18 protein-coding genes and 2 tRNA genes are annotated in these 20,419 nt (G+C 32.3%); 11 read left to right on the forward strand and 9 right to left on the reverse strand.

Features of this window, described 5'->3' with window-relative positions; genetic code table 11:
* The first annotated feature begins 64 nt into the window (after positions 1–64).
* Entirely contained in the window at positions 65–412 is a 348-nt protein-coding gene (locus C7448_RS00985) for an arsenate reductase family protein (RefSeq protein ID WP_115899501.1), read from the forward strand.
* Positions 413–502: 90 nt separating this feature from the next.
* On the opposite strand, the gene C7448_RS00990 is transcribed toward C7448_RS00985, so the two are convergent.
* From C7448_RS00990 to C7448_RS01000, 3 genes are all read right to left on the reverse strand, one after another.
* Positions 503–985, reverse strand: a complete 483-nt coding sequence (locus C7448_RS00990) for a DUF4252 domain-containing protein (protein ID WP_115899502.1) — start codon at positions 983–985, stop codon at positions 503–505.
* Positions 986–1,068: 83 nt separating this feature from the next.
* A tRNA-Gln gene (locus C7448_RS00995) sits at positions 1,069–1,139 on the reverse strand.
* Positions 1,140–1,234: 95 nt separating this feature from the next.
* A tRNA-Gln gene (locus tag C7448_RS01000) sits at positions 1,235–1,305 on the reverse strand.
* Positions 1,306–1,520: 215 nt separating this feature from the next.
* On the opposite strand from C7448_RS01000, the gene C7448_RS01005 reads away from it, so the two are divergent.
* Positions 1,521–4,634 carry a DUF2723 domain-containing protein gene (locus C7448_RS01005; RefSeq protein WP_115899503.1) on the forward strand — a complete coding sequence of 1,038 codons (3,114 nt, stop codon included), beginning with the start codon at positions 1,521–1,523 and terminating at the stop codon, positions 4,632–4,634.
* 4 nt (positions 4,635–4,638) lie between these two features.
* Positions 4,639–5,268: a polysaccharide deacetylase family protein gene (locus tag C7448_RS01010; RefSeq protein ID WP_115899504.1), complete on the forward strand. Its 630-nt coding sequence runs from the start codon at positions 4,639–4,641 to the stop codon at positions 5,266–5,268.
* Here the strand turns inward: C7448_RS01010 and C7448_RS01015 are convergent.
* On the reverse strand, positions 5,265–5,558 hold the full coding sequence (locus tag C7448_RS01015; protein ID WP_115899505.1) for a thioredoxin family protein: 294 nt from the start codon (positions 5,556–5,558) through the stop codon (positions 5,265–5,267). The genes C7448_RS01010 and C7448_RS01015 overlap by 4 nt on opposite strands.
* Positions 5,559–5,645: 87 nt before the next feature.
* Positions 5,646–6,869: a metallophosphoesterase gene (locus tag C7448_RS01020; RefSeq protein WP_115899506.1), complete on the reverse strand. Its 1,224-nt coding sequence runs from the start codon at positions 6,867–6,869 to the stop codon at positions 5,646–5,648.
* 172 nt (positions 6,870–7,041) lie between these two features.
* On the opposite strand from C7448_RS01020, the gene polA reads away from it, so the two are divergent.
* Positions 7,042–9,864 carry a DNA polymerase I gene (polA, locus tag C7448_RS01025; protein WP_115899507.1) on the forward strand — a complete coding sequence of 941 codons (2,823 nt, stop codon included), beginning with the start codon at positions 7,042–7,044 and terminating at the stop codon, positions 9,862–9,864.
* On the opposite strand, the gene C7448_RS01030 is transcribed toward polA, so the two are convergent.
* Positions 9,861–10,817 (reverse strand): helix-turn-helix transcriptional regulator, encoded by a 957-nt coding sequence (locus tag C7448_RS01030; RefSeq protein ID WP_115899508.1) that lies wholly within the window; start codon positions 10,815–10,817, stop codon positions 9,861–9,863. The genes polA and C7448_RS01030 overlap by 4 nt on opposite strands.
* 218 nt (positions 10,818–11,035) lie before the next feature.
* Here C7448_RS01030 and C7448_RS01035 point away from each other — a divergent pair, with 218 nt between their 5' ends.
* Both C7448_RS01035 and C7448_RS01040 read left to right on the forward strand, forming a co-directional pair.
* On the forward strand, positions 11,036–11,527 hold the full coding sequence (locus tag C7448_RS01035) for a DinB family protein (protein ID WP_115899509.1): 492 nt from the start codon (positions 11,036–11,038) through the stop codon (positions 11,525–11,527).
* Between the two features lie 16 nt (positions 11,528–11,543).
* Positions 11,544–11,762 (forward strand): hypothetical protein, encoded by a 219-nt coding sequence (locus tag C7448_RS01040; protein ID WP_115900105.1) that lies wholly within the window; start codon positions 11,544–11,546, stop codon positions 11,760–11,762.
* 110 nt (positions 11,763–11,872) lie between these two features.
* On the opposite strand, the gene C7448_RS01045 is transcribed toward C7448_RS01040, so the two are convergent.
* On the reverse strand, positions 11,873–13,468 hold the full coding sequence (locus tag C7448_RS01045; protein ID WP_115899510.1) for an Ig-like domain-containing protein: 1,596 nt from the start codon (positions 13,466–13,468) through the stop codon (positions 11,873–11,875).
* A 54-nt stretch (positions 13,469–13,522) separates the two neighbouring features.
* Positions 13,523–14,062, reverse strand: coding sequence for a ComF family protein (locus C7448_RS01050; RefSeq protein WP_245939405.1), 540 nt, complete (start codon positions 14,060–14,062; stop codon positions 13,523–13,525).
* 205 nt (positions 14,063–14,267) lie between these two features.
* On the opposite strand from C7448_RS01050, the gene C7448_RS01055 reads away from it, so the two are divergent.
* The 5 genes from C7448_RS01055 to C7448_RS01075 all read left to right on the forward strand — a co-directional run bounded on the left by C7448_RS01055 (position 14,268) and on the right by C7448_RS01075 (position 18,726).
* Complete coding sequence (locus C7448_RS01055) at positions 14,268–14,828, forward strand: class I SAM-dependent methyltransferase (RefSeq protein WP_115899512.1); 561 nt, start codon at positions 14,268–14,270, stop codon at positions 14,826–14,828.
* 45 nt (positions 14,829–14,873) lie between these two features.
* The gene (locus C7448_RS01060) at positions 14,874–15,776 is read left to right on the forward strand and encodes a hypothetical protein (RefSeq protein WP_115899513.1); all 903 of its coding nucleotides are present in this window, start codon (positions 14,874–14,876) and stop codon (positions 15,774–15,776) included.
* A 50-nt stretch (positions 15,777–15,826) separates the two neighbouring features.
* Positions 15,827–16,705, forward strand: a complete 879-nt coding sequence (locus C7448_RS01065; RefSeq protein WP_115899514.1) for a hypothetical protein — start codon at positions 15,827–15,829, stop codon at positions 16,703–16,705.
* Positions 16,706–16,814: 109 nt separating this feature from the next.
* Positions 16,815–18,362: a glycine--tRNA ligase gene (locus C7448_RS01070; protein WP_115899515.1), complete on the forward strand. Its 1,548-nt coding sequence runs from the start codon at positions 16,815–16,817 to the stop codon at positions 18,360–18,362.
* Between the two features lie 136 nt (positions 18,363–18,498).
* Positions 18,499–18,726, forward strand: coding sequence for a hypothetical protein (locus tag C7448_RS01075; RefSeq protein WP_115899516.1), 228 nt, complete (start codon positions 18,499–18,501; stop codon positions 18,724–18,726).
* Between the two features lie 32 nt (positions 18,727–18,758).
* Here the strand turns inward: C7448_RS01075 and C7448_RS01080 are convergent, their stop codons facing one another.
* Entirely contained in the window at positions 18,759–20,417 is a 1,659-nt protein-coding gene (locus C7448_RS01080; protein ID WP_115899517.1) for an SGNH/GDSL hydrolase family protein, read from the reverse strand.
* Positions 20,418–20,419 lie beyond the last annotated feature (2 nt).

Consider the following 20,419-nt stretch of genomic DNA (forward strand, 5'->3'; position numbering starts at 1 on the left):
TGTGGTTAATACGAACATATAAAATTAAGGTATTGAATAACAAACATTATAAAACGTTACATAGATGAAAAAGGTTTATTTTTTACAAACTTGTGATACTTGCCGAAGAATTTTAAAAGAAGTGAATCTTGACGGATTTGAAAAACAAGAAATAAAATCCAACCCGATTACCGTTGCTCAATTAGAGGCAATTCGTGAGTTGACAGATAGCTACGAAAGCTTATTTAACAAACGCGCAAAACTATACAGAGAAATGGATTTAAAAAATCAGCATTTAACGGAAGCTGATTACAAACAATATATTTTAGATGAATACACGTTTTTAAAACGTCCTGTTTTTATTGTTGACAACCAAATTTTTATTGGAAACAGTAAAAAAGTGGTGGAAAGTTTAAAAACATCACTAAATTAATTGAAAAACTCCGACTTTTAAAGTCGGAGTTTTCTATAATGCTAATTTATATACTTCCCTTCGACTACGCTCAAGGAATATAGAAGTCTTTTAATTTGAAGCTATGCTTTTGTTGTTTGTAGAGGCTTCTACCATAGCGGATAATTCATCCATGGTAAGATTGGTTTTAATTCCTAGTAATACCATTTCATCACTTTTATCATGAACGTTTACAATAATTTCTTTGATACGGTCTTTTGTCTCTCTAAAATAAACCGTAACTTTTTCCTTACCATCTTTTACTTTTACTAAAGTTTTCAAGTTATTTCTTCTAACAAACTTTTTAAAATCTTGTTGTACTGAAGCCATATTATTATTGAATACCATAATTTTATAGTTTTTAGATTTCTTTAAGAAAACCCCAAACTCATCAGTATCTTCATCAGAGATAAACATATTAGCAAAAAAACTTGGTATGTTTAAAGACACCTCAGCCTTGTCTTTATTAGATTGATAAAACGTTTTAAAGTTTTGTTTTTGCGCAAAAGAACTTAGCACAAAAAGACAGAAAAAGATAGTTGCAATTCGTTTCATAATAGTGTTTTAAATGAAGACGACGCTAATAAGAATTTGTTACAAACAAAAAAGCCTTAACTTATTCAGTTAAGACTTTTTTGTTGGCCCACAAGGACTCGAACCTTGAATATTGGTACCAAAAACCAGTGTGTTACCATTACACCATGGGCCAGTGTTTACAATGCAAATATAAAAACAAAGTTTTATATTTAGAAATCATTAAACAACTTTTATAAAAAAATCCTTACGAAGTTCGTAAGGATTTTGTTGGCCTACAAGGACTCGAACCTTGAATATCGGTACCAAAAACCGGTGTGTTACCATTACACCATAGGCCAATTGCTTATTGCGGGTGCAAATATAAAACAAAGTTTTATATTTGCAAATTTTTTACACTTTTTTTCATTTACTCCTTTTTTAACCTTCAAAATTTCATTTAACAGAACTTTAAATAGGTGGTTATGCCACAGAATTCATCAAAATTATATTTTTGTTTTCAGTAAAAAATCATAAGTAATTAATACATTCGTACTTTATATCTAGATAAAAAACTATGACTGAGTTTAACTATAAAAAGTGGAACATCATTTTAGGGTGGGTTTCGTTTGCCGTAGCGTTAATTACCTATACCTTAACTCTTGAGCCTACAGTAAGTTCATGGGATTGTGGAGAATACATTGCTACTGCTGTAAATTTAGAGGTTGGACACCCACCAGGGGCTCCTTTATTTCAAATGTTAGGTGCTTTTTTCGCTATGTTTACTAGCGATCCTAGTCAGTTGGCAAAAATGGTCAACTTTATGTCAGGGCTTGCAAGTGCTTTCACCATTCTTTTCATGTTTTGGACGATTACCAATTTAGCCAGAAAAATGGCTGTAAAAAATGGAAAGCTAGGTAACAATGAAGCTATTGCTGTATTAGGAAGTGGATTAGTAGGTGCTTTAGCTTATACTTTTTCTGATAGTTTTTGGTTTAGTGCTGTAGAAGGAGAAGTATATGCCATGTCTTCTTTCTTAATGGCTGTTCTATTTTGGTTAGGATTACGCTGGGAAAGTGAATTAGACACCCCAAGAGGTAATAAATGGCTGGTATTAATCAGTTTTGTAGTTGGACTATCTTTTGGAGTTCACATACTATCTTTATTAGTAATTCCTTCTATCGTTTTGGTATATTTCTTTAAAACGTATAAAGACATCAACATAAAAACAACGGCAATTGCAACCCTAATTGCCATACTTGTTTTAGCTTTTGTGTTTAAATTTTTATTCCCTTTTACTTTAAAATTCTTTAGTGTTGCTGAGCTATTCTTTATTAACCAAGTAGGCTTGCCTTATAACTCAGGAACCATCATTGCTGGAATTGTTTTAATAGGGTTGTTCGTTTACGGGTTAAAGTACACGCGTAAAAAAAACTTGGTTATAGCTAATACCTTAGTGCTTTCTGTATTATTTATCATGGTTGGATTCTCGTCTTGGTTAATGTTACCAATTCGTGCAAATGCCGATACCATTATTAATGAGAATAACCCATCAAGTGCACGTGAATTATTAGCTTACTATAATCGTGAACAATACGGTGACTCTAATGTTTTTTATGACAACTACTATTCTTTTGCACACGATAGAGAACAAGATGTAGAAAAACCTTATAAAGACGATAAACCTAAATACGAAAAGAAAGACGGTAAATACGTTATTGTAAACAAATACAAAAACGTACTTCCTAATTTTTCTAGTAAACATAAAGGATTTATTCCTCGTATGGTAAATCCTGCTTCCGAACAACAATACAAAAGTATTGCTGGTATTCCTGCTCGAAGCAAAAGACGCCCAACATTTTTAGAGAACATAAAATTCATGGTTGACTTTCAATTTGGATATATGTACGGACGTTATTTTATGTGGAACTTTGTGGGACGTCAAAACGATATTCAAGGACATCTAGATGTTGAAAACGGAAATTGGTTAAGCGGTATTGATTTTATTGATGAAGCTCGATTAGGCTCTCAACAAAAGTTACCTGATGATGTTAAAAACAACAAAGGTCGTAACACCTACTTCTTTTTACCTTTTATTTTAGGCCTTATTGGTTTGTTATACCAACTCAATAGAGATAAGAAGAATTTTTATGTGTTAACACTGTTCTTTTTATTCACAGGATTAGCTATTATATTTTACACCAACCCTAAACCGTTTGAACCTCGTGAACGTGATTATGCTGTAGTTGGTTCGTTTTACGTGTTTGCTATTTGGATTGGTTTTGGTGTATTTGCTTTATACGATTACTTTAAAAAATATGCCAGTAAAAAAGTAGTTGCCATTGCTGTTTCAGTAGTTTCATTACTAGCTGTTCCTACTTTAATGGGCTTCCAAAACTGGGATGATCATGATAGATCTGACCGTTATTTGGCACAACTAAATGCACAAACGTATTTAGAAAGTTGTGATCCGAACGCTATTATATTTACTATTGGAGATAACGATACTTTTCCTCTTTGGTACATGCAACAAGTTGAAGGTGTACGTAGAGATATTAAAATTGTAAATACAAGTCTTTTTCAAACAGATTGGTATATCGATCAAATGAAAAAGAAAACGTATGCAGCCGATCCTATTCCGTCACAGTTAACACACGACCAATATAAGTACGGAACTTTAGATATGGCATACTACTACCCACTTCCACAGTTAAAGGATTCTTTACTTAACATAAAAGATTTTATGCGTTGGATAGCTAGTGATAACGATGCTACTTATTTAGACGCTGGTGATGGGGCTAAGGAAAAATTTTATCCAACTAACAAAATTCGTATTCCTGTTAACAAAGAAAATGCGTTAAAATCTGGTTTAGTAGCCCAAAAAGATGCTGATAAAATGGTAGATTATATTGACATTACTGTTGATGATAGAGGTTTATCAAAAGCAAGACTTTTAATGCTAGATATTTTAAATAATTTCGACTGGAAGCGACCTATTTATTTCACTGGTGGTGCAAATGCAGATGAAGAATACATTTGGTTAAAAGATTACCTACAGTTAGATGGAATGGCTTATAAACTAGTACCTATTAAAACATCTAATAAAGGACGAACAATTTTTGACATGGGACGTATCGACCCTGGAAAAATGTATGCTAATGTTAAAAAATGGGATTGGAAAACCATTAATAATGGTGAAATATACTTGGATGAGCAAAGTAAGCGTAATGCAATTTCATTACGCAATAACTTAATTCGTTTATCAGAAGAATTCTTACAAAAAGGAGATTCTGTAAAAGCGAAAGATGTATTAGATTTATCGTTACACAAAATGCCTATCAAAGATTTTGATCACTACAATTTCTCTTTAGGGTATCCAGAATTGTATTATCGTATTGGTGACATTAATAAAGCTAGAGAGACTGCTGAAACTTTGGCTGATATTTTTCAACAAAAACTCGTCTATTACGATACCTTTAAAACTGAGGATATTGGTTTAATTATTGATAATTTAGAAACAGCTTTATACATGTATCAAAACTTAGTTCAGCAAATTACTCGATACGATAAAGACGAAGACTTCGGTAAAAAGTTTTTTGAAGATTATCTAACTCATGCACGTTTATTTGAGCGTCTAATGCCTGAAGACGAACCTGAATTGCCTCTAGAACTCGATACTATTAAGCCTTAATTTAATGAGGTTCTATTTTATAAAAACACCACGTATACTTAAACGTTTATTCGCTAAGTATACGTGGTGTTTTTTTACCGATAAAAAGGAAATTTACCTCACTTTTGACGATGGACCCATTCCTGAGGTTACTGAATTTGTGCTAGACCAACTACATAATTTCAACGCAAAAGCTACCTTTTTTTGTATTGGTGATAATATCGGAAAACACCCCGCTGTTTTTTCAAGAATTATTAACGAAGGGCACTCGGTAGGGAATCATACTTTTAATCACTTAAACGGCTGGAAAAGTAGCAATAAAACCTATATTGAAAACACCAATAAATGTGAAAGCTTGTTACCACATCAAAAAATAAAACTATTTCGTCCTCCATACGGAAAGATAAAAAGAAAACAAGCCAAACAACTTCTTGCGAGTGGCTATAAAATTATTATGTGGGATGTTTTATCTGCAGATTTTGACTCGACTATTTCTAAAGAAAAATGCTTGCAAAATGTAGTAAATAACGTACAGAACGGGAGTATCATCGTTTTTCACGACAGTATAAAAGCTAGTGGCAAATTGTATTATGTATTACCTAAAGTTTTAAAAGAATTTTCGCAACAAGGTTACGAGTTTACAACAATTTCTTAAACAAACTGCTGAACTAACCCTATCAGCGTGTTAGCATCTTGCTCACCTGTTTGACGCCACTTCATCTCTCCATCCTTATAAATCATAAAAGTTGGATTCCCTTTAACACGCAAAGCATCGGCAAGAATTTCGTTCTTTTTAATGTCTATTTTAATTACTTTGGCTTTATCTCCTAACGCAGCAGCTACGTCACGAAGTGTATCTAAGCTAGGCTCAAGCTCACTCCAGTCTGCATAAAAATCAATCAATACAGGCTTATTAATACTTATTATTTCACCAAACTTTGTCATTTTTTGCATAAGTTTTATCAGTAAAGAGCCTAAAATTACTAATTTTTTGTTAGGTAATTATTATGAAAATCTTAAAAATACTGAAAATCAAGCTTTTTTTAACTCAATTACAGTAATTTCTGGCCAAATCCCTACTCTACCAGGAAAAGCATGGTAGCCAAATCCTCTATTTACATTAATGTATCTATCAAACTCTTTATACAATCCTGCCCATTGCTTATACACATATTTTGAAGGGCTCCATTTAATCCAGCCAGGAATTTCAATTCCAAACTGTAAACCATGTGTATGTCCACTTAAGGTAAGTTGATAATTAAAATCATCTTGCTTTACTTTATATTCCCAATGACTTGGGTCATGAGATAATAAAATTTTAAAATCCTCTTGTTGTACTCCTTTAGAAGCTAATTGTAAATCTCCTGCTTTATTAAATCCTTTACCCCAATTTTCTACACCTACTAAAGCAATTCTTTCTCCGTCTTTTTCTATATATCGATTTTCATTCAACAATAACTCAAATCCTATTTTTGGATGAATCTCTTTTACTGCCTGAAAATTTGCTATTTTATCTTCTGGTGTTTTCCAATCAGAATAATCACCATAATCATGGTTTCCTAATATCGAGTATTTCCCCATTGGGGCTTTTAATTCCGAAAACATTGACACCCAATCATTCATTTCATGAGCAAAATTATTAACGATGTCACCTGTAAATAAAATCATATCAGATTCCTGTTCATTAATTAAATCTACTCCATATTTAATCTTTTCTTTATTATCAAAACTCCCTGAATGAATATCGGTAATATGAGATATTGTAAAGCCATCAAAAGCCTCAGGCAAGTCTTTAAAACTTAACTGATACTTCAACACCTTGTAGTTATATTTCCCTTTAAAAATACCATATAGTAAACTTGCAAACGGTAATGCTGCCAACCCAAGAGCAAGTTTTGACAGAAAAGTTCTTCTACCTACTAAATCTTTAGTTTCTTCTTTAGATAAAAATGAGATTCCTTTTTGAAACCATCTTACAACATCTTCTCCAAACATTAATATGAAAATTACCACTTTAGGAACTAAAACAAGCAAAAGCATGCCCACCGCCCATTGAAATTCTCTTGTTTGACCATGACTTCTATCGTAAGTAAACATCACATAAAAAAAGTTCACATATGCCAACAACCCTATTAACAACCACCCATAACGAATAATTTTTATTTTAGTAAGTGTTTTTATTGCCTGAAAAGCATATGCTTCAAACACAATAATTATTGCTGATATTATAATAACTGTTACTAACCAACGAGACATCTGTTTCATTTTTAAGGAGAAACAAAGATACTGCGATTCTTAAAATTGATTTTTAACATCTTGTTAAAGTTTTGTAGCTTTACCTCCAGAGTTGATAGGAACATTTGTTTTCTGCTTTTTTATGTAAACAAATCGGCATCAACATTTTATTTCAATAGGCTTAAGAGACAACATGGCAAATCAAAAACGACTTTTTTTACTCGACGCATACGCTTTAATTTTTAGAGGATATTACGCTTTTATTAAAAATCCACGCATCAATTCTAAAGGATTAGATACCTCAGCAATTATGGGTTTTACGAACTCTTTACTGGATGTAATAAAACGTGAAAAGCCAGATTATTTAGCTGTGTGTTTTGACAAAGGCGGAAGTGTTGATCGTGTTGAAGCTTTTGAAAATTATAAAGCCAACCGACAAGAAACTCCTGAAGCTATTCGTTTAGCAGTACCTTATATTGAAAAAATATTAGGAGCCATGAACATTCCTGCCATTGTAAAAGAAGGATACGAAGCCGATGATATTATTGGTACGCTGGCTAAAAAAGCCGAGAAAGAGGGATTACACACCTATATGGTAACACCTGATAAAGATTTTGCCCAACTAGTTTCTGATCATATTTTTATGTATCGCCCACCTCGTATGGGAAATGGATATGAAAAATGGGGTGTTGAAGAAGTTAAAGCAAAATTTGGTGTTGAAGACCCATTGCAAGTAATTGACTTTTTAGGAATGATGGGAGATGCTGTTGATAATATTCCAGGTTTACCAGGTGTTGGTGAAAAAACAGCTAAAAAATTTCTTGCTGCATACGGAAGTATGGAAGGTTTGTTTGAAAACATTCATGAGCTAAAAGGAAAAATGAAAGAAAAGGTAGAAGCTAACCAAGAATTAGGGTTACTTTCTAAAAAACTAGCAACTATTATGCTAGATGTTCCTGTTGAATTAGAGCTAGATAAATTAATTTTTGAGCAACCTAACATTGATGCTACCAAAGAGATTTTTACCGAGTTAGAGTTCCGTCGTTTAACGGAGAACTTCTTAAAAACATTTACCCCTTCGGAAGAAAGCACTACTACAGCAGAAAAACCAAAAACAACAAAGGCTAGTACAGCTGGTCAGTTTGATTTATTTGCTGCTCCTGGTGGTGGAAATACTTCAGAAGAAAACAATATCAACGGCTTTAAAACCATTGAAAACACTAATCATTTCTATCAATTAGTAGATACACCTCTTTCAAGAAAATTGTTATTAGAAAAACTAATGCAACAAAATTCAGTATGTTTTGATACGGAAACTACTGGATTAAAAGCTTTAGAGGTTGAATTGATTGGAATTGCTTTTTCTTGGGAAACAGGTAAAGGATATTATGTTTCATTTCCAGAAAATCAAGAGGAAACCACAACTATTTTAGAAGAATTTCGTCCATTTTTTGAAGCCGAAACCATTGAAAAAATCGGTCATAATTTAAAATACGATATTAAAGTACTTTCAAACTATAACATGCCTGTAAAGGGAAAATTGTTTGACACCATGATTGCGCATTACCTTATCAATCCAGATATGCGTCATAACATGGATATACTTGCTGAAACCTATCTAAACTATCAACCTGTTTCTATTACAGAGCTCATAGGTAAAAAAGGCAAAAATCAACTTTCTATGCGACAAGTTGAGTTACCCAAACAAACCGAGTATGCCGTTGAGGATGCTGATATTACTTATCAGTTAAAAGAGCACTTTTCTAAAGAGCTTGAAAATGGTAACGTTACCAAACTATTCAACGAAGTAGAAACGCCACTAGTTTCTGTATTAACAGCCATGGAGATTGAAGGTATTAATTTAGATGTCGACTTCTTAAAAATTCTTTCAGGAGCATTGTTTAAAGACATTTCACAACTTGAGCAAAACATATACGAGCAAGCTGGTGAAGAGTTTAACATTGCATCACCAAAACAATTAGGCCCTATTTTATTTGACAAGTTGAAACTGGTTGACAAACCTAAGAAGACTAAAACAGGTCAATATTCTACAGCAGAAGATGTGCTTTCGTATTTAGCAAAAGATCATCAAATTGTGGCAGATATTTTAGAATATCGTCAGTATAAAAAACTACAAAGCACCTACGTTGATGCGCTTCCGAATGAAGTTAACCCAAAAACAGGAAGAGTGCATACCGTGTATGCACAAGCAGTTGCTGCTACAGGGCGTTTGAGTTCTAACAATCCGAACTTACAAAACATTCCTATTCGTACAAAACGTGGACAGGAAGTACGTAAAGCATTTATTCCAAGGGACGAAAACTATGTATTGTTAGCAGCGGATTACAGTCAGATTGAACTACGAATTATTGCTGCATTAAGCGAAGAAGAAACGATGATTAAAGCTTTTAAAGATGGTGAAGATATTCATGCTTCTACCGCTGCAAAAGTATTCAACGTTCCCATTGAAGAGGTAACTCGTGAGCAACGTGGCAATGCTAAAACGGTAAACTTTGGAATTATTTATGGGGTTTCTGCTTTCGGATTAAGTAACCAAACCGATTTGTCTCGAAAAGAAGCCAAAGAATTAATTGACACCTACTATAAAACCTATCCGAAACTAAGAAATTATATGTCTAAGCAGGTAGATTTTGCTCGTGAACATGGATATGTAGAAACTGTTTTAAGTCGTCGCCGTTATTTAAAAGACATCAATTCTCGTAATGCTATTGTTCGCGGCGCTGCGGAAAGAAATGCTGTAAACGCACCTATTCAGGGTTCTGCTGCTGATATAATCAAGCTTGCCATGATTAACATTTATAAGCGATTTGAACAAGAAAATTTTAAGTCGAAAATGTTACTACAGGTACATGATGAATTAGTTTTTGATGCTCATAAAGATGAACTAGACATTATTAAACCTATCATTAAGCAAGAAATGGAAAATGCTTTTAAAATGATTGTTCCGTTAGATGTTGAGGTTGATACGGGAGTTAATTGGTTAGAAGCGCATTAAAGTTTCATGATTGCCTTTTCTAAAATCTCTTTTACCTGAAGTTTTAAACTTTCGGGTTCAATTATTTTGGCGTAATCTGAAAATACAATGTACCATCTTGAGAAACCGTGTTCAAGATACGATGTCATAAATGTCATTTCTACTTGGTTTCCTATCACTTTTTCAGATACAAAACCGTGTTGCATTTTACTATTGTTTATATATCGTACCACACTTTTATCAACAGAAATAACAACTTTTGTTTTTGGTGTGTTTTGATATTGGTTTCGGTATTCATCTAACGTACTATGCTCTCTAGTAAAATTATGGTGAGTTGATTTTATAGCCAGCATTCTATCGGTTCTAAATTGTCTATAATCGCTTCTTAAATGACAAAAAGCCAATACATACCAAAATCCTGATTCGTGATAAATACCTACAGGTTCTACAAAACGCTCAGAGGGTGTTTCTCTATTTAACGCTTGATATTTTAAAAATACCTGTCTTTTTTCAGCAATGCTTTCAAACAATGTTTCAAGTGCATTTGGTAAACTATCGTTGAATAATTTATTTGTAGGATCAACCAATATTTGCGATTCTAAAGCAGAAATCCAATCTTTTTCACGACCGCGCAACACTGACTTTAATTTCATCATAGCAGATTCGTAGTAGTTCCCTAACGATTTATCTACAAACTTTTGCATCAGTTTTTCGGCAGCCACAAAACTTCCTACTTCTTCTCTCGTAAACATAACAGGAGGCAAACGGTACCCTTCCATAATAGAATAACCTACCCCCGCTTCACTTATAATAGGCACACCCGATGCTTCAAGCGTTCGTATATCACGATAAACAGTACGTAAACTTACTTGAAACCTATCAGCTAACTCTTGTGCTTTCACAATACGCTTAGACTGTAACTGAATTAGGATGGCTACAATTCTATCAAAACGTTTTACCGTATCTAAACTCATAATGCTATAACATATTTCCCAAAGATAGGATTTCAGGCTGAAGTATTTTTTAAATTTTAGCTTCAACATAATGATTCTACTTCTTAGTATATACAAATAAACATACATCAAGTGACAACCGCTTGTCAATAGACACTTTTAAAATTTATTTTTTCCTACTGACATAAAGCTGTCACTACCCCATATTAATTTTGGTTCAAATAATAAATTTTACAATTATGGAAACCACAACAAACACTGTATTAGAACAAGTAATTACACCTTCTGAATTATTAACACATTGGCAAGGACACCGAGGTTTGACTCGTAGAGCTATTGAAGCTTTTCCTGAAGAAGCCTTTTTTAACTATTCTATAGGTGGCATGCGCACTTTTGCCGATATGGTTATGGAACTTTTAGGTATAGCAGGTCCAGGTATTAAAGAAATTGCTACTGGGAAAATCCAAGAGTTAATTGAAGAAGTAGATCACGGTAACAAAAAAGCAAAAATTCTTGAACTTTGGGATGAAGCTACCGATGAAATAAATACCTATTGGGCACAGGTAAAACCTAATCAATTTCAACAAAACATTAAAATATTTGGTCAATATGAGGGCACAATTTGGTCTTCAATATTCTATTTTATTGATAATGAAATCCACCACCGAGGACAAGGGTATGTTTATTTACGCGCTTTAGGTATTGAACCCCCATTTTTTTATGAGCGTTAATCAAAATTCATTTAAAATGAAAACAGTTTTAGTATTTAAAACATCAATCACAAAAAACAAGGAGATTAAAATTGTTCAACCCACATTAAACCGTTTGATTGCTAAAAACGATCGCTGGAATTTTGACCTAGAGGATTGCGATAATATTCTTCGAATCGAAACTCAAATCGTTAAAGCAAATGCTGTCTTAAAAGCATTACAACATCATGGCTTTTATTGTGAAGAACTTTTATAAATAATCGCTAGTCTCTTTTCAAAAAAGCTAGGTCTGTATAATGATAAAAACCTAATAAAGAAACCAGTTGTTCTTTATTAGGTTTATTACCTTTTTTAAAATAATATTATTTATTCAATTACAAACGTTTCGTTTTGTATCCAGTTAGCTCTTAGCTTAAACTCTTTATCTAAATAAATGATTTGCTCTGGCTGTTTTCTTAATAAGAAATCTCCAGTATCCCACATACGGTTATTATTTTCATCAACTATTGCTCTAACACTATATTCTTTAGGTTCTAATAGGGTAAATTCTATTTTTTTAGAAGAAGTGATGTATCGTTTTTCTACAATCTTATCTTGACTTAATAGCTCAATAATAACTGGAGATTCTGTTTCGTTTTTAACCTCTAATACAATACTTCCATAGTCTTCTACTGTTCGTGTTGTAAATTTATAATCTAACGTATCGTTTGTAGTTTCAAAAACATCCGTTATTCCTTGTGGCAACCCTTTAAAAATATACCCGTATTTAGGCTTCTTTTCAAACAATACTGCTAATTTGTTAATCGACTGTTTTTTTAACTCAAAAGGTACATCAACAGTATCTTTATCAATCAATGAAAACTTTGATTTATCAAAATAAACAATTGGATTGTTGGTTTGAATAAACATCGTGTCTTTTAGGTTCAAGACTCCACTCACACTTGATGACACAGATAAAGAATCTATCTTCTTTTTTCGTAAACGCACCATTATAGTATCTTTAAAATTCTGATTGTTTACTATAAAATTCAATGAATCTCTTTCTATAGGTGTATGCCAATAATTAAGTGTGTCTTTATCTTTTTCAAACTGAGTAAATGATTTGAAGTCTTCTGGAACTTCAGATAACAGTTCAATATTCATATCTTCCTGCCTCCCTTCAAATCCAAATTGGATTCTTCCTTTTGTTACCTCTTTTCCTCTCTTAAATTCATACGGTTGAACTTCTTTAAAAAAGCGAATAGGTTTGTTAATTATAGTATCTTGAGGCAACGTAATTGTATCTACTACAAAACCTATTTTATCTGTTCTACTGTTAAAAATATAATCGTTCGAAGGTTCTTTTAAAGCTAGCATTAAATATTTCCCTTCACGCAAATTACTAAACTCAAAATTTGTGGAATCTAACGTACTTGTTACATAATTTGGTTTTTGTTTAAAAATAATAGTGTCGTTGTATGTACTATCTAGTTTATACAGTAAAACACTAACTTCTTTCACCTCTTTTTTATCAAAAGCATCAGCTACTTTCCCTTTAATTTTTAAAGAATCAATATAATCTCCTGTTGAAAACACATATTTAAAACTCTCTAATTTGTTGTTTTCATTATTGTCTTGTACTGCATTTCCGAAATTGAAAGTATAAGTTGTGTTTGGTTGTAGTGTGTCTAATATCTTAATATTAATATACTTACTTGGTGTTCCTTGCGGTGTAATTAATGGTGGATTTTTCATTGGTGGAGAAACTACCAACTGCTTTTGTAAGTCTTTTAAAACAATATATTCATCAAAATAAATACGAATGTTATCATCATCAAAATGAATAGTTTCATAAGGAGGAGTTGCAGTAACCATTATTGGTGCGGTTTCATCCTTTGGACCTCCTTCTGGTCGTCCTTTGCGCGCACAACTACTTATTACAAAAGCAAAAAGAGTTACTAAAATAAAGTGTTTATTTCTCACAAATTGATGGTTTTAAATCCATTTTCAAAAGTAGTAAATTAAGATGGAATCGTATTAGTCTTTTTGTGTATACGCTATTGTAGCAACACTTATTGTGATGTTTTTTGTTTTTAAGAGTTCATTTGCACAAGCTTCTAATGTTGCCCCTGTGGTAATGACATCATCAATAAGTAAAACATGTTTGTTTTCAAAAAATGTGGTATCAAGAATTTTAAATTTTGTTTTACCATTAGAAAACCGTTCAAATCGTTGTTTTAACGTTTGTGTTTTAGTTATGGAGGTTCTGATAAGAATATTCGGCTTATACTGAACACACAAAATATCACTTAATCTTTCGCCAAATTCCGTTACTTGATTGTAGCCTCTTTTTTTTAGTTTTTTTGAATGTAATGGCACTGGAATTATATAATCCACATCAACAAAAGTAGTTGATGATTTTAACTGCTCACCAAACCAATCAGCTATGAAAATTCCTAGTTCTGGTTGATTTTTATATTTTAATTGATGAATAAGCTTTTGGGTAATTCCTTTTTTTTTATAAAAAAGAAAAGAACGTATCGCCCGTACTGGTACTTTTCCATAAAAATTTGACATTAATGTAACATTTGTGTGCTTATTATCGTCTATAATTGGTAAGTCGTTTTTACAAATAGTGCACAAGAATTTCTCATTTTGTAACAACGTTATTTCACAATTTACACATAAATTGGGATAAAATAAATAGAATATCTCTTTTAAAAATCGCATCTTTACAGGCCTTTTTTAACAGAAAGATACAAAAAACAACAGAAGTCATATTTTGAGTAAAAAGTTTAATTTTTTCAAAGAAGCCGTAAAAAACTATAAAACATCAGGTACAGTTGTGCCAAGTTCTAGATACTTGGCAAATAAGATGCTAAAAGAAATTGATTTTAAAACAGCAGAAGTTATTGTTGAGCTAGGTCCTGGAAATGGAGCTATAACACAATATATTTTAAAAAAACTTCAGCCCAACACTGTGTTAATCTGTTTTGAAATAAATGAGGCTTTTTATAATGAATTGAAAAAAATAAAGCATCAACAATTAATTGTTCTAAAAGCTTCTGCCGAAGATATTAAATTTGAAATAGAAAAGTTAGGATATTCAAAAGCAGACTATATAGTTTCTAGCTTACCTTTAACTATTATCCCAAAAGAAATATCACATTCTATCTTGACAAAAAGCCATAGTTTTTTAACTACCGCTGGACTGTTTATTCAATATCAATACAGCTTAACTTACTACAAAAAACTAAAAGAAGTTTTTGGTAATGCTATCTACTTGAGCTTCGAACCTTTAAACTTCCCTCCTGCTTTTATTTATAAATGTGTTAAAAAATAAATAGTATATTAGCACGGAGCACAATCGTTCATTATAACTCTTAAAATGATGCCTGCCTCAAAAACAAAAAACAATAGCTTCATTGCTTTTTTAATTTTACTAATACTTGTTATTGGATTTTTATCTTATGAAAACGCTAAAGACTACTCTGAACTTAAAGCTGTTTTTGAGCTAGAAAAAAAAGAGCTAGAAAGTGAGCTAACAAACATAATTGAAGATTATGAAGAGGCTAGTTATAAAAAAAGTAAGTATTCTTTAAGGTTAAAAGATGAGCTACATAAAGTAATTCAACTTAGAGATTCTGTTAAAAACTTAAAAGAAGTAGACTATAAGTTTATCAGATATTATAGAAAAAGAACAGGAATACTTATTGAAGAAAACGAAAAACTTTTCACTCAAATAAATCGTCTTAATACAATTAACAATGAATTAATTTCAAAAAATGATAGTGTTAAAGAAGCTTTATTAGTAAAGGAAAAACAAAATGCAAAACTTGCTAACTTAAATCGTTTCTTAAGCAAGGAAAAACACGACCTAAAGAAAAAAATAGCTACTGCTGAAATAATTGAAATCTCTACTATAAAGGCAGAAGCTATGAAAAAGAAAAGAAATGGAAAATTCACCTCAACAACTAGATCTAATAGAGTAAGTGCCTTTAAAATAGAATTTGATTTACTAGAAAACAAAGTAGTATCCTCTGGCTCTAAAGAAGTTTATATTCAAGTAATGGATACTAACAAAAAGGTCATTGCTCCTTATAAAAAAGTAAGTTTGCAAAACAATAAAAAGATATGGTGTAGTGATGTTTTAATTGCTGAGTATAACAATGAACAACTATCTATGATTTCTTTTGTGAATATAAATAGTAAAATTAACGCAGGAATATACCATATAAATACATTTGTTAACGGTATTCAAGCTGGTAATAAATCCCTAGCATTAAAGTAAAACACCCCTTAAAATTAATAAATAACTTAATACAATCAATCCCCTTAACTATGAATCAACAAAAAACCAAAAATGTTTTAATTTTAGTACTAATTATCTTATCTCTTTTCCTGTTTTATTACTCGTTTCAAAAATCAAATGAAAATAAAAATCTTCAAAATATTTTCTTAGAAGAAAAAGCCGAATTACAGCAAGATCTCGATGAAATGATTAAAGACTATACTGATGTTGTTGTTGGTAAAAAACGTTTAGCTGACAGGTTAGAAGTAGAGTTAATAAAAATGAAAAGTTTGAGAGACTCAATAAAAGACTTAAAATCTGACAACTTTGGACTTATAAGAAAATACCGAAGTAGAATTGCAAGTTTAGAGCGTGAAAACAAAAAGCTTTTCATACAAATAGACTCTTTAAATAGTGCTAATGATGCTTTAACCCAAGAAAATGTTATAGCTAACGAAATTTTGCAGCAAAAAGATAGTGTAAATGAGACTTTGACAGAAAAAAACAAAGAGTTAGAAGCTAAAGTAGCTATTGGCGGAGTTATTAAAACAAGTCCTGTAAAAGCAGTTGCGATGAAAGAACGTAGTAGTGGAAAGCTAACATCTACAAGTAGGTCTAGCAGAACTGATGCGTTTAGAATTAATTTCGACTTGTTAGAAAACCCAATAACTACAGCTGGTGAAAAACGCGTATATATTCAAATTGCTGATGAAAATAAAAATGTAGTTGCCCCTAAAGGAAAAACTGACTTAAAAAACGGGCAAAAAGTTCAATATACAGACTCTCTCGAGGTTAGCTATAGTAACAACCGTTTAAGTCTTGTATCTTTAGTGTTGGTAAATAGAGATAATATTAAAAAAGGAAAGTATGTAATTAGTGCTTTTGTTGATGGTGTTTACTCTGGAAATGCCACTATAAAACTGAGATAAACAACACTAATAGATATTAAATGTGAATAAAAAGTGAAGAGTTTAATTAATTCTTCACTTTTTTCTTTTTCCATAGCCATAGTTTAAATCCTTATTTTATTTTTGCAACATGGCAAAACAAGAAGATCAATTTAAAAAAGTATTATCGCACGCAAAAGAATATGGTTATGTATTCCAATCATCTGAAATTTATGATGGTTTAAGCGCGGTGTATGATTATGCTCAAAACGGAGTAGAATTAAAGAAAAATATTCGTGATTATTGGTGGAAAGCAATGGTGCAAATGCACGAAAACATTGTAGGTATTGATGCATCAATACTAATGCACCCAACTACTTGGAAAGCCTCAGGCCACGTTGATGCTTTCAACGATCCTTTAATTGACAACAAAGACTCTAAAAAGCGTTACAGAGCTGATGTTTTAGTTGAAGATTACAGAGAAAAAATCAATGAAAAAATTCAAAAAGATATAACCAAAGCAAAAAAGCGTTTTGGTGAAGCTTTTAATGAAGATGAATTTAGAAGCACAAATCCAAACGTTTTAAGACGTCAAAAACAAATTGATGAAATAACAGCTGAACTTACAAGAGTTCAAGAAGAAAACGATTTAGAAGGATTTAGGAATTTAATTATAGACTTAGGTATTACATGTCCTGTTTCTGGTTCTAAAAACTGGACAGAGGTTAAGCAATTTAACTTAATGTTTGGAACCCAATTGGGAGCTTCAGCCGACAGTTCAACACAAGTATATTTACGTCCTGAAACAGCACAAGGTATTTTTGTAAACTTTTTAAACGTACAAAAAACTGGGCGTATGAAAATTCCTTTCGGAATTGCACAAACTGGTAAAGCTTTTCGTAATGAGATAGTTGCGCGCCAATTTATATTTAGACAACGAGAGTTTGAGCAAATGGAAATGCAATTTTTTGTAAAACCAGGCACTCAAAAAGAATGGTACGAAAAGTGGAAAGAAACCCGTTTAAAATGGCATATGTCTTTAGGAATAGGAAAAGAAAACTACCGTTTCCATGATCATGATAAATTAGCTCACTATGCTGATGCAGCTGCCGATATTGAATTTAAGTTTCCTTTTGGGTTTAAAGAATTGGAAGGAATTCATTCTCGTACTGATTTCGATTTAAGTCAGCATGAAAAGTTTTCTGGTAAAAAACTACAATACTTCGATCACGAAGATAACACCAGCTATGTACCTTATGTAATTGAAACATCAATTGGTTTAGACAGAATGTTCTTAGCCGTTTTTTCTAACTCTTTACAAGAAGAAGAGCTAGAAAATGGTTCAACAAGGACTGTTTTAAAATTACCTGCCGTTTTAGCACCAACGAAAGCCGCTATTTTACCATTAGTTAAAAAAGATGGTTTACCAGAAATCGCTCGTAAAATTGTTGACGATTTAAAATGGGACTTTAATGTTGTGTATGATGAAAAAGATGCTGTTGGAAGAAGATATCGTCGTCAAGATGCTGTTGGTACACCTTTCTGTATTACAGTAGATCATGATACTTTAGAAGACAATACTGTTACCATTCGTCATAGAGACACTATGGAACAAAAACGTGTTAAAATAAAAGAATTAAGCAACATTATTAAACAAGAGGTAGATGTACGTTCTTGGTTACAAAAAATGGAAGCATAAATCTTAAAACGACAAAATAAAGCAAGAATCCTAAACGTAACTGTTTAGGATTTTTATTTTTGCAATAGTAAATAACTTTACATACAAATCTTAATATCAAGTAAGAGTTTTAACTAACCGATAAAACAGAAAACAGATGAAAACTGTACTTAAAATATTATTCATCATCTTTTTACTTTGGATGATAGCAGGAGCTTACCTTTTAAACACAGAGCACCCTAAAGCACAAGTAGTAATGGGCCTAGGTGTTTTATACATGTCATTTATATTAATGCCTTTATTTATTTACTATAGATATAAAGATGGTAAGTATAAAAAGTATGTTATGAACTCTGATAAAGACCAAAAAAAAGCTGAAGATTAATCTTCAGCTTTTTAACTTTTATATACAGCCTACTACTGTAAAGTAGGTGAATAGTTTGTTGGATAATCGTCTGGTTTTGCTAAACCATTTTTACCTTCTGTAAAATTAGAACCATAAGTTACATCAATCGCTCCTAACATTTTGTTTGCCATTAATGCATATCCTCTTGATGTTAAATGAATTCCATCTAAACCAATTAAACCACCAGTAATTAAGCTTGTATTCATATTGTACCTTCCAAACTCTAAACCACTCGTAGAAGCTTCTTGTAAAATTGCGTTAAAATCTACAAAAGCGTATCCTTTCGCCTCAGCAACTGTTTTAATAGTCTCATTATACGCGTCAGTCGCAGTTTTAATTTCTACTTGTTCTTCCGGAGTTAATACCCACTTATCTTCTAAAGGTAATGTTACTCCTTCAGCTGAAAACTGACCTGCTAAAGTAGCTGGTAACAACCCGCCACTTTGAGCTATTAAATCTGCTGCCGCTGCATTGTTAACTTTTCCTATGACAGCACTACTTGGCAATACTAATAAGTCATTTTCTGTTGCCGATCTAGCTTTCCCATATTGCTTTCCTAATAATTGAGCTACCAATGGAGCTGCTGCTGCTGGTAACCCTAGAGATTCAACAAAAGGAACAAAAGTTGGACTCGCACTTAAATTGGTTGTTATTGCATTTGTTAAATCAGTTGCTTTTTCGTCTTCTACCACTACTGGACTAGCCCCTGTTTCAGAAAAAACAATCGCTCTCTCAGGTTCACCAGCACCTACATAAATTTGGTTAATTGCTCCATACACTGTATTTAACAAAGGTATTTGAGCCCCAAACTCTGCATTAGATGGATCTAATGGTGCATATGGTACAGTAGTAAAATGTGGTAAGCTTGTAATGTAAGGTAAGTTTGCTACTACTCCTTTAGCTCCTGTAGCTTCTAAAGCACTAATTATACCGTTAAAAACATTATTAAAAACTAATGGATTTGTTATATCATTTGCTCCATAAGTACTTGGATCTAAATTTCCTGTAGGATTAGTGTCTGTAGGAGATTGATTAACACCTGTACCTCCTGATACAGCATAACCTAACACATCATTCCCTCCAATTTCAGACAACGTAAAAAACGTAGGTGCTTTTGCAACTGCATCTCCTATAACAGTTGCTGCTGCTGGATTTGTTGTCATTCTTCCAAAATACGGATTTAGCATCCCGTATCCTGCAAATGTTAAGTGAAAGCTTTTAGCTCCTGGTAATCCTATATTATTAAAACCAGTTGCAGTTGCAATAGATGTAGCTGCATTTGTTGTTGGTGTTTCATCTAAACGTGCTGGTCCTGAGCCATTAAAATAAAACCTTGGCTCTTGTATTATATTTCCTCCTAATACTAGTCCTCCTATATTATCATTCATTAATGGTTGTACAAATTCTCCTCCTCCAACTAAAGCAAATTTACTTGCTAAAGTATTCGGAAAAGAGTACTGCTGCCCTGCTTTAAACAAAGCTCCGTCAGTAAAACCGGCAGTAAAAGATGCTCCTATTGAAACATAATTAGAAAAGTCTGCACTTCCAGCCTGAAGTGCTACACTATTTTCTGCTTCGCTTTTAATTTCTGTTAGTGTATTGTCTACATCACAGGCAGTAAAACCTAAAAATAATGCAGACAAAAAAGTATATTTAATTGTATTTTTCATTG

This window comes from Tenacibaculum gallaicum, from assembly GCF_003387615.1.
Classification (GTDB): domain Bacteria; phylum Bacteroidota; class Bacteroidia; order Flavobacteriales; family Flavobacteriaceae; genus Polaribacter; species Polaribacter gallaicus.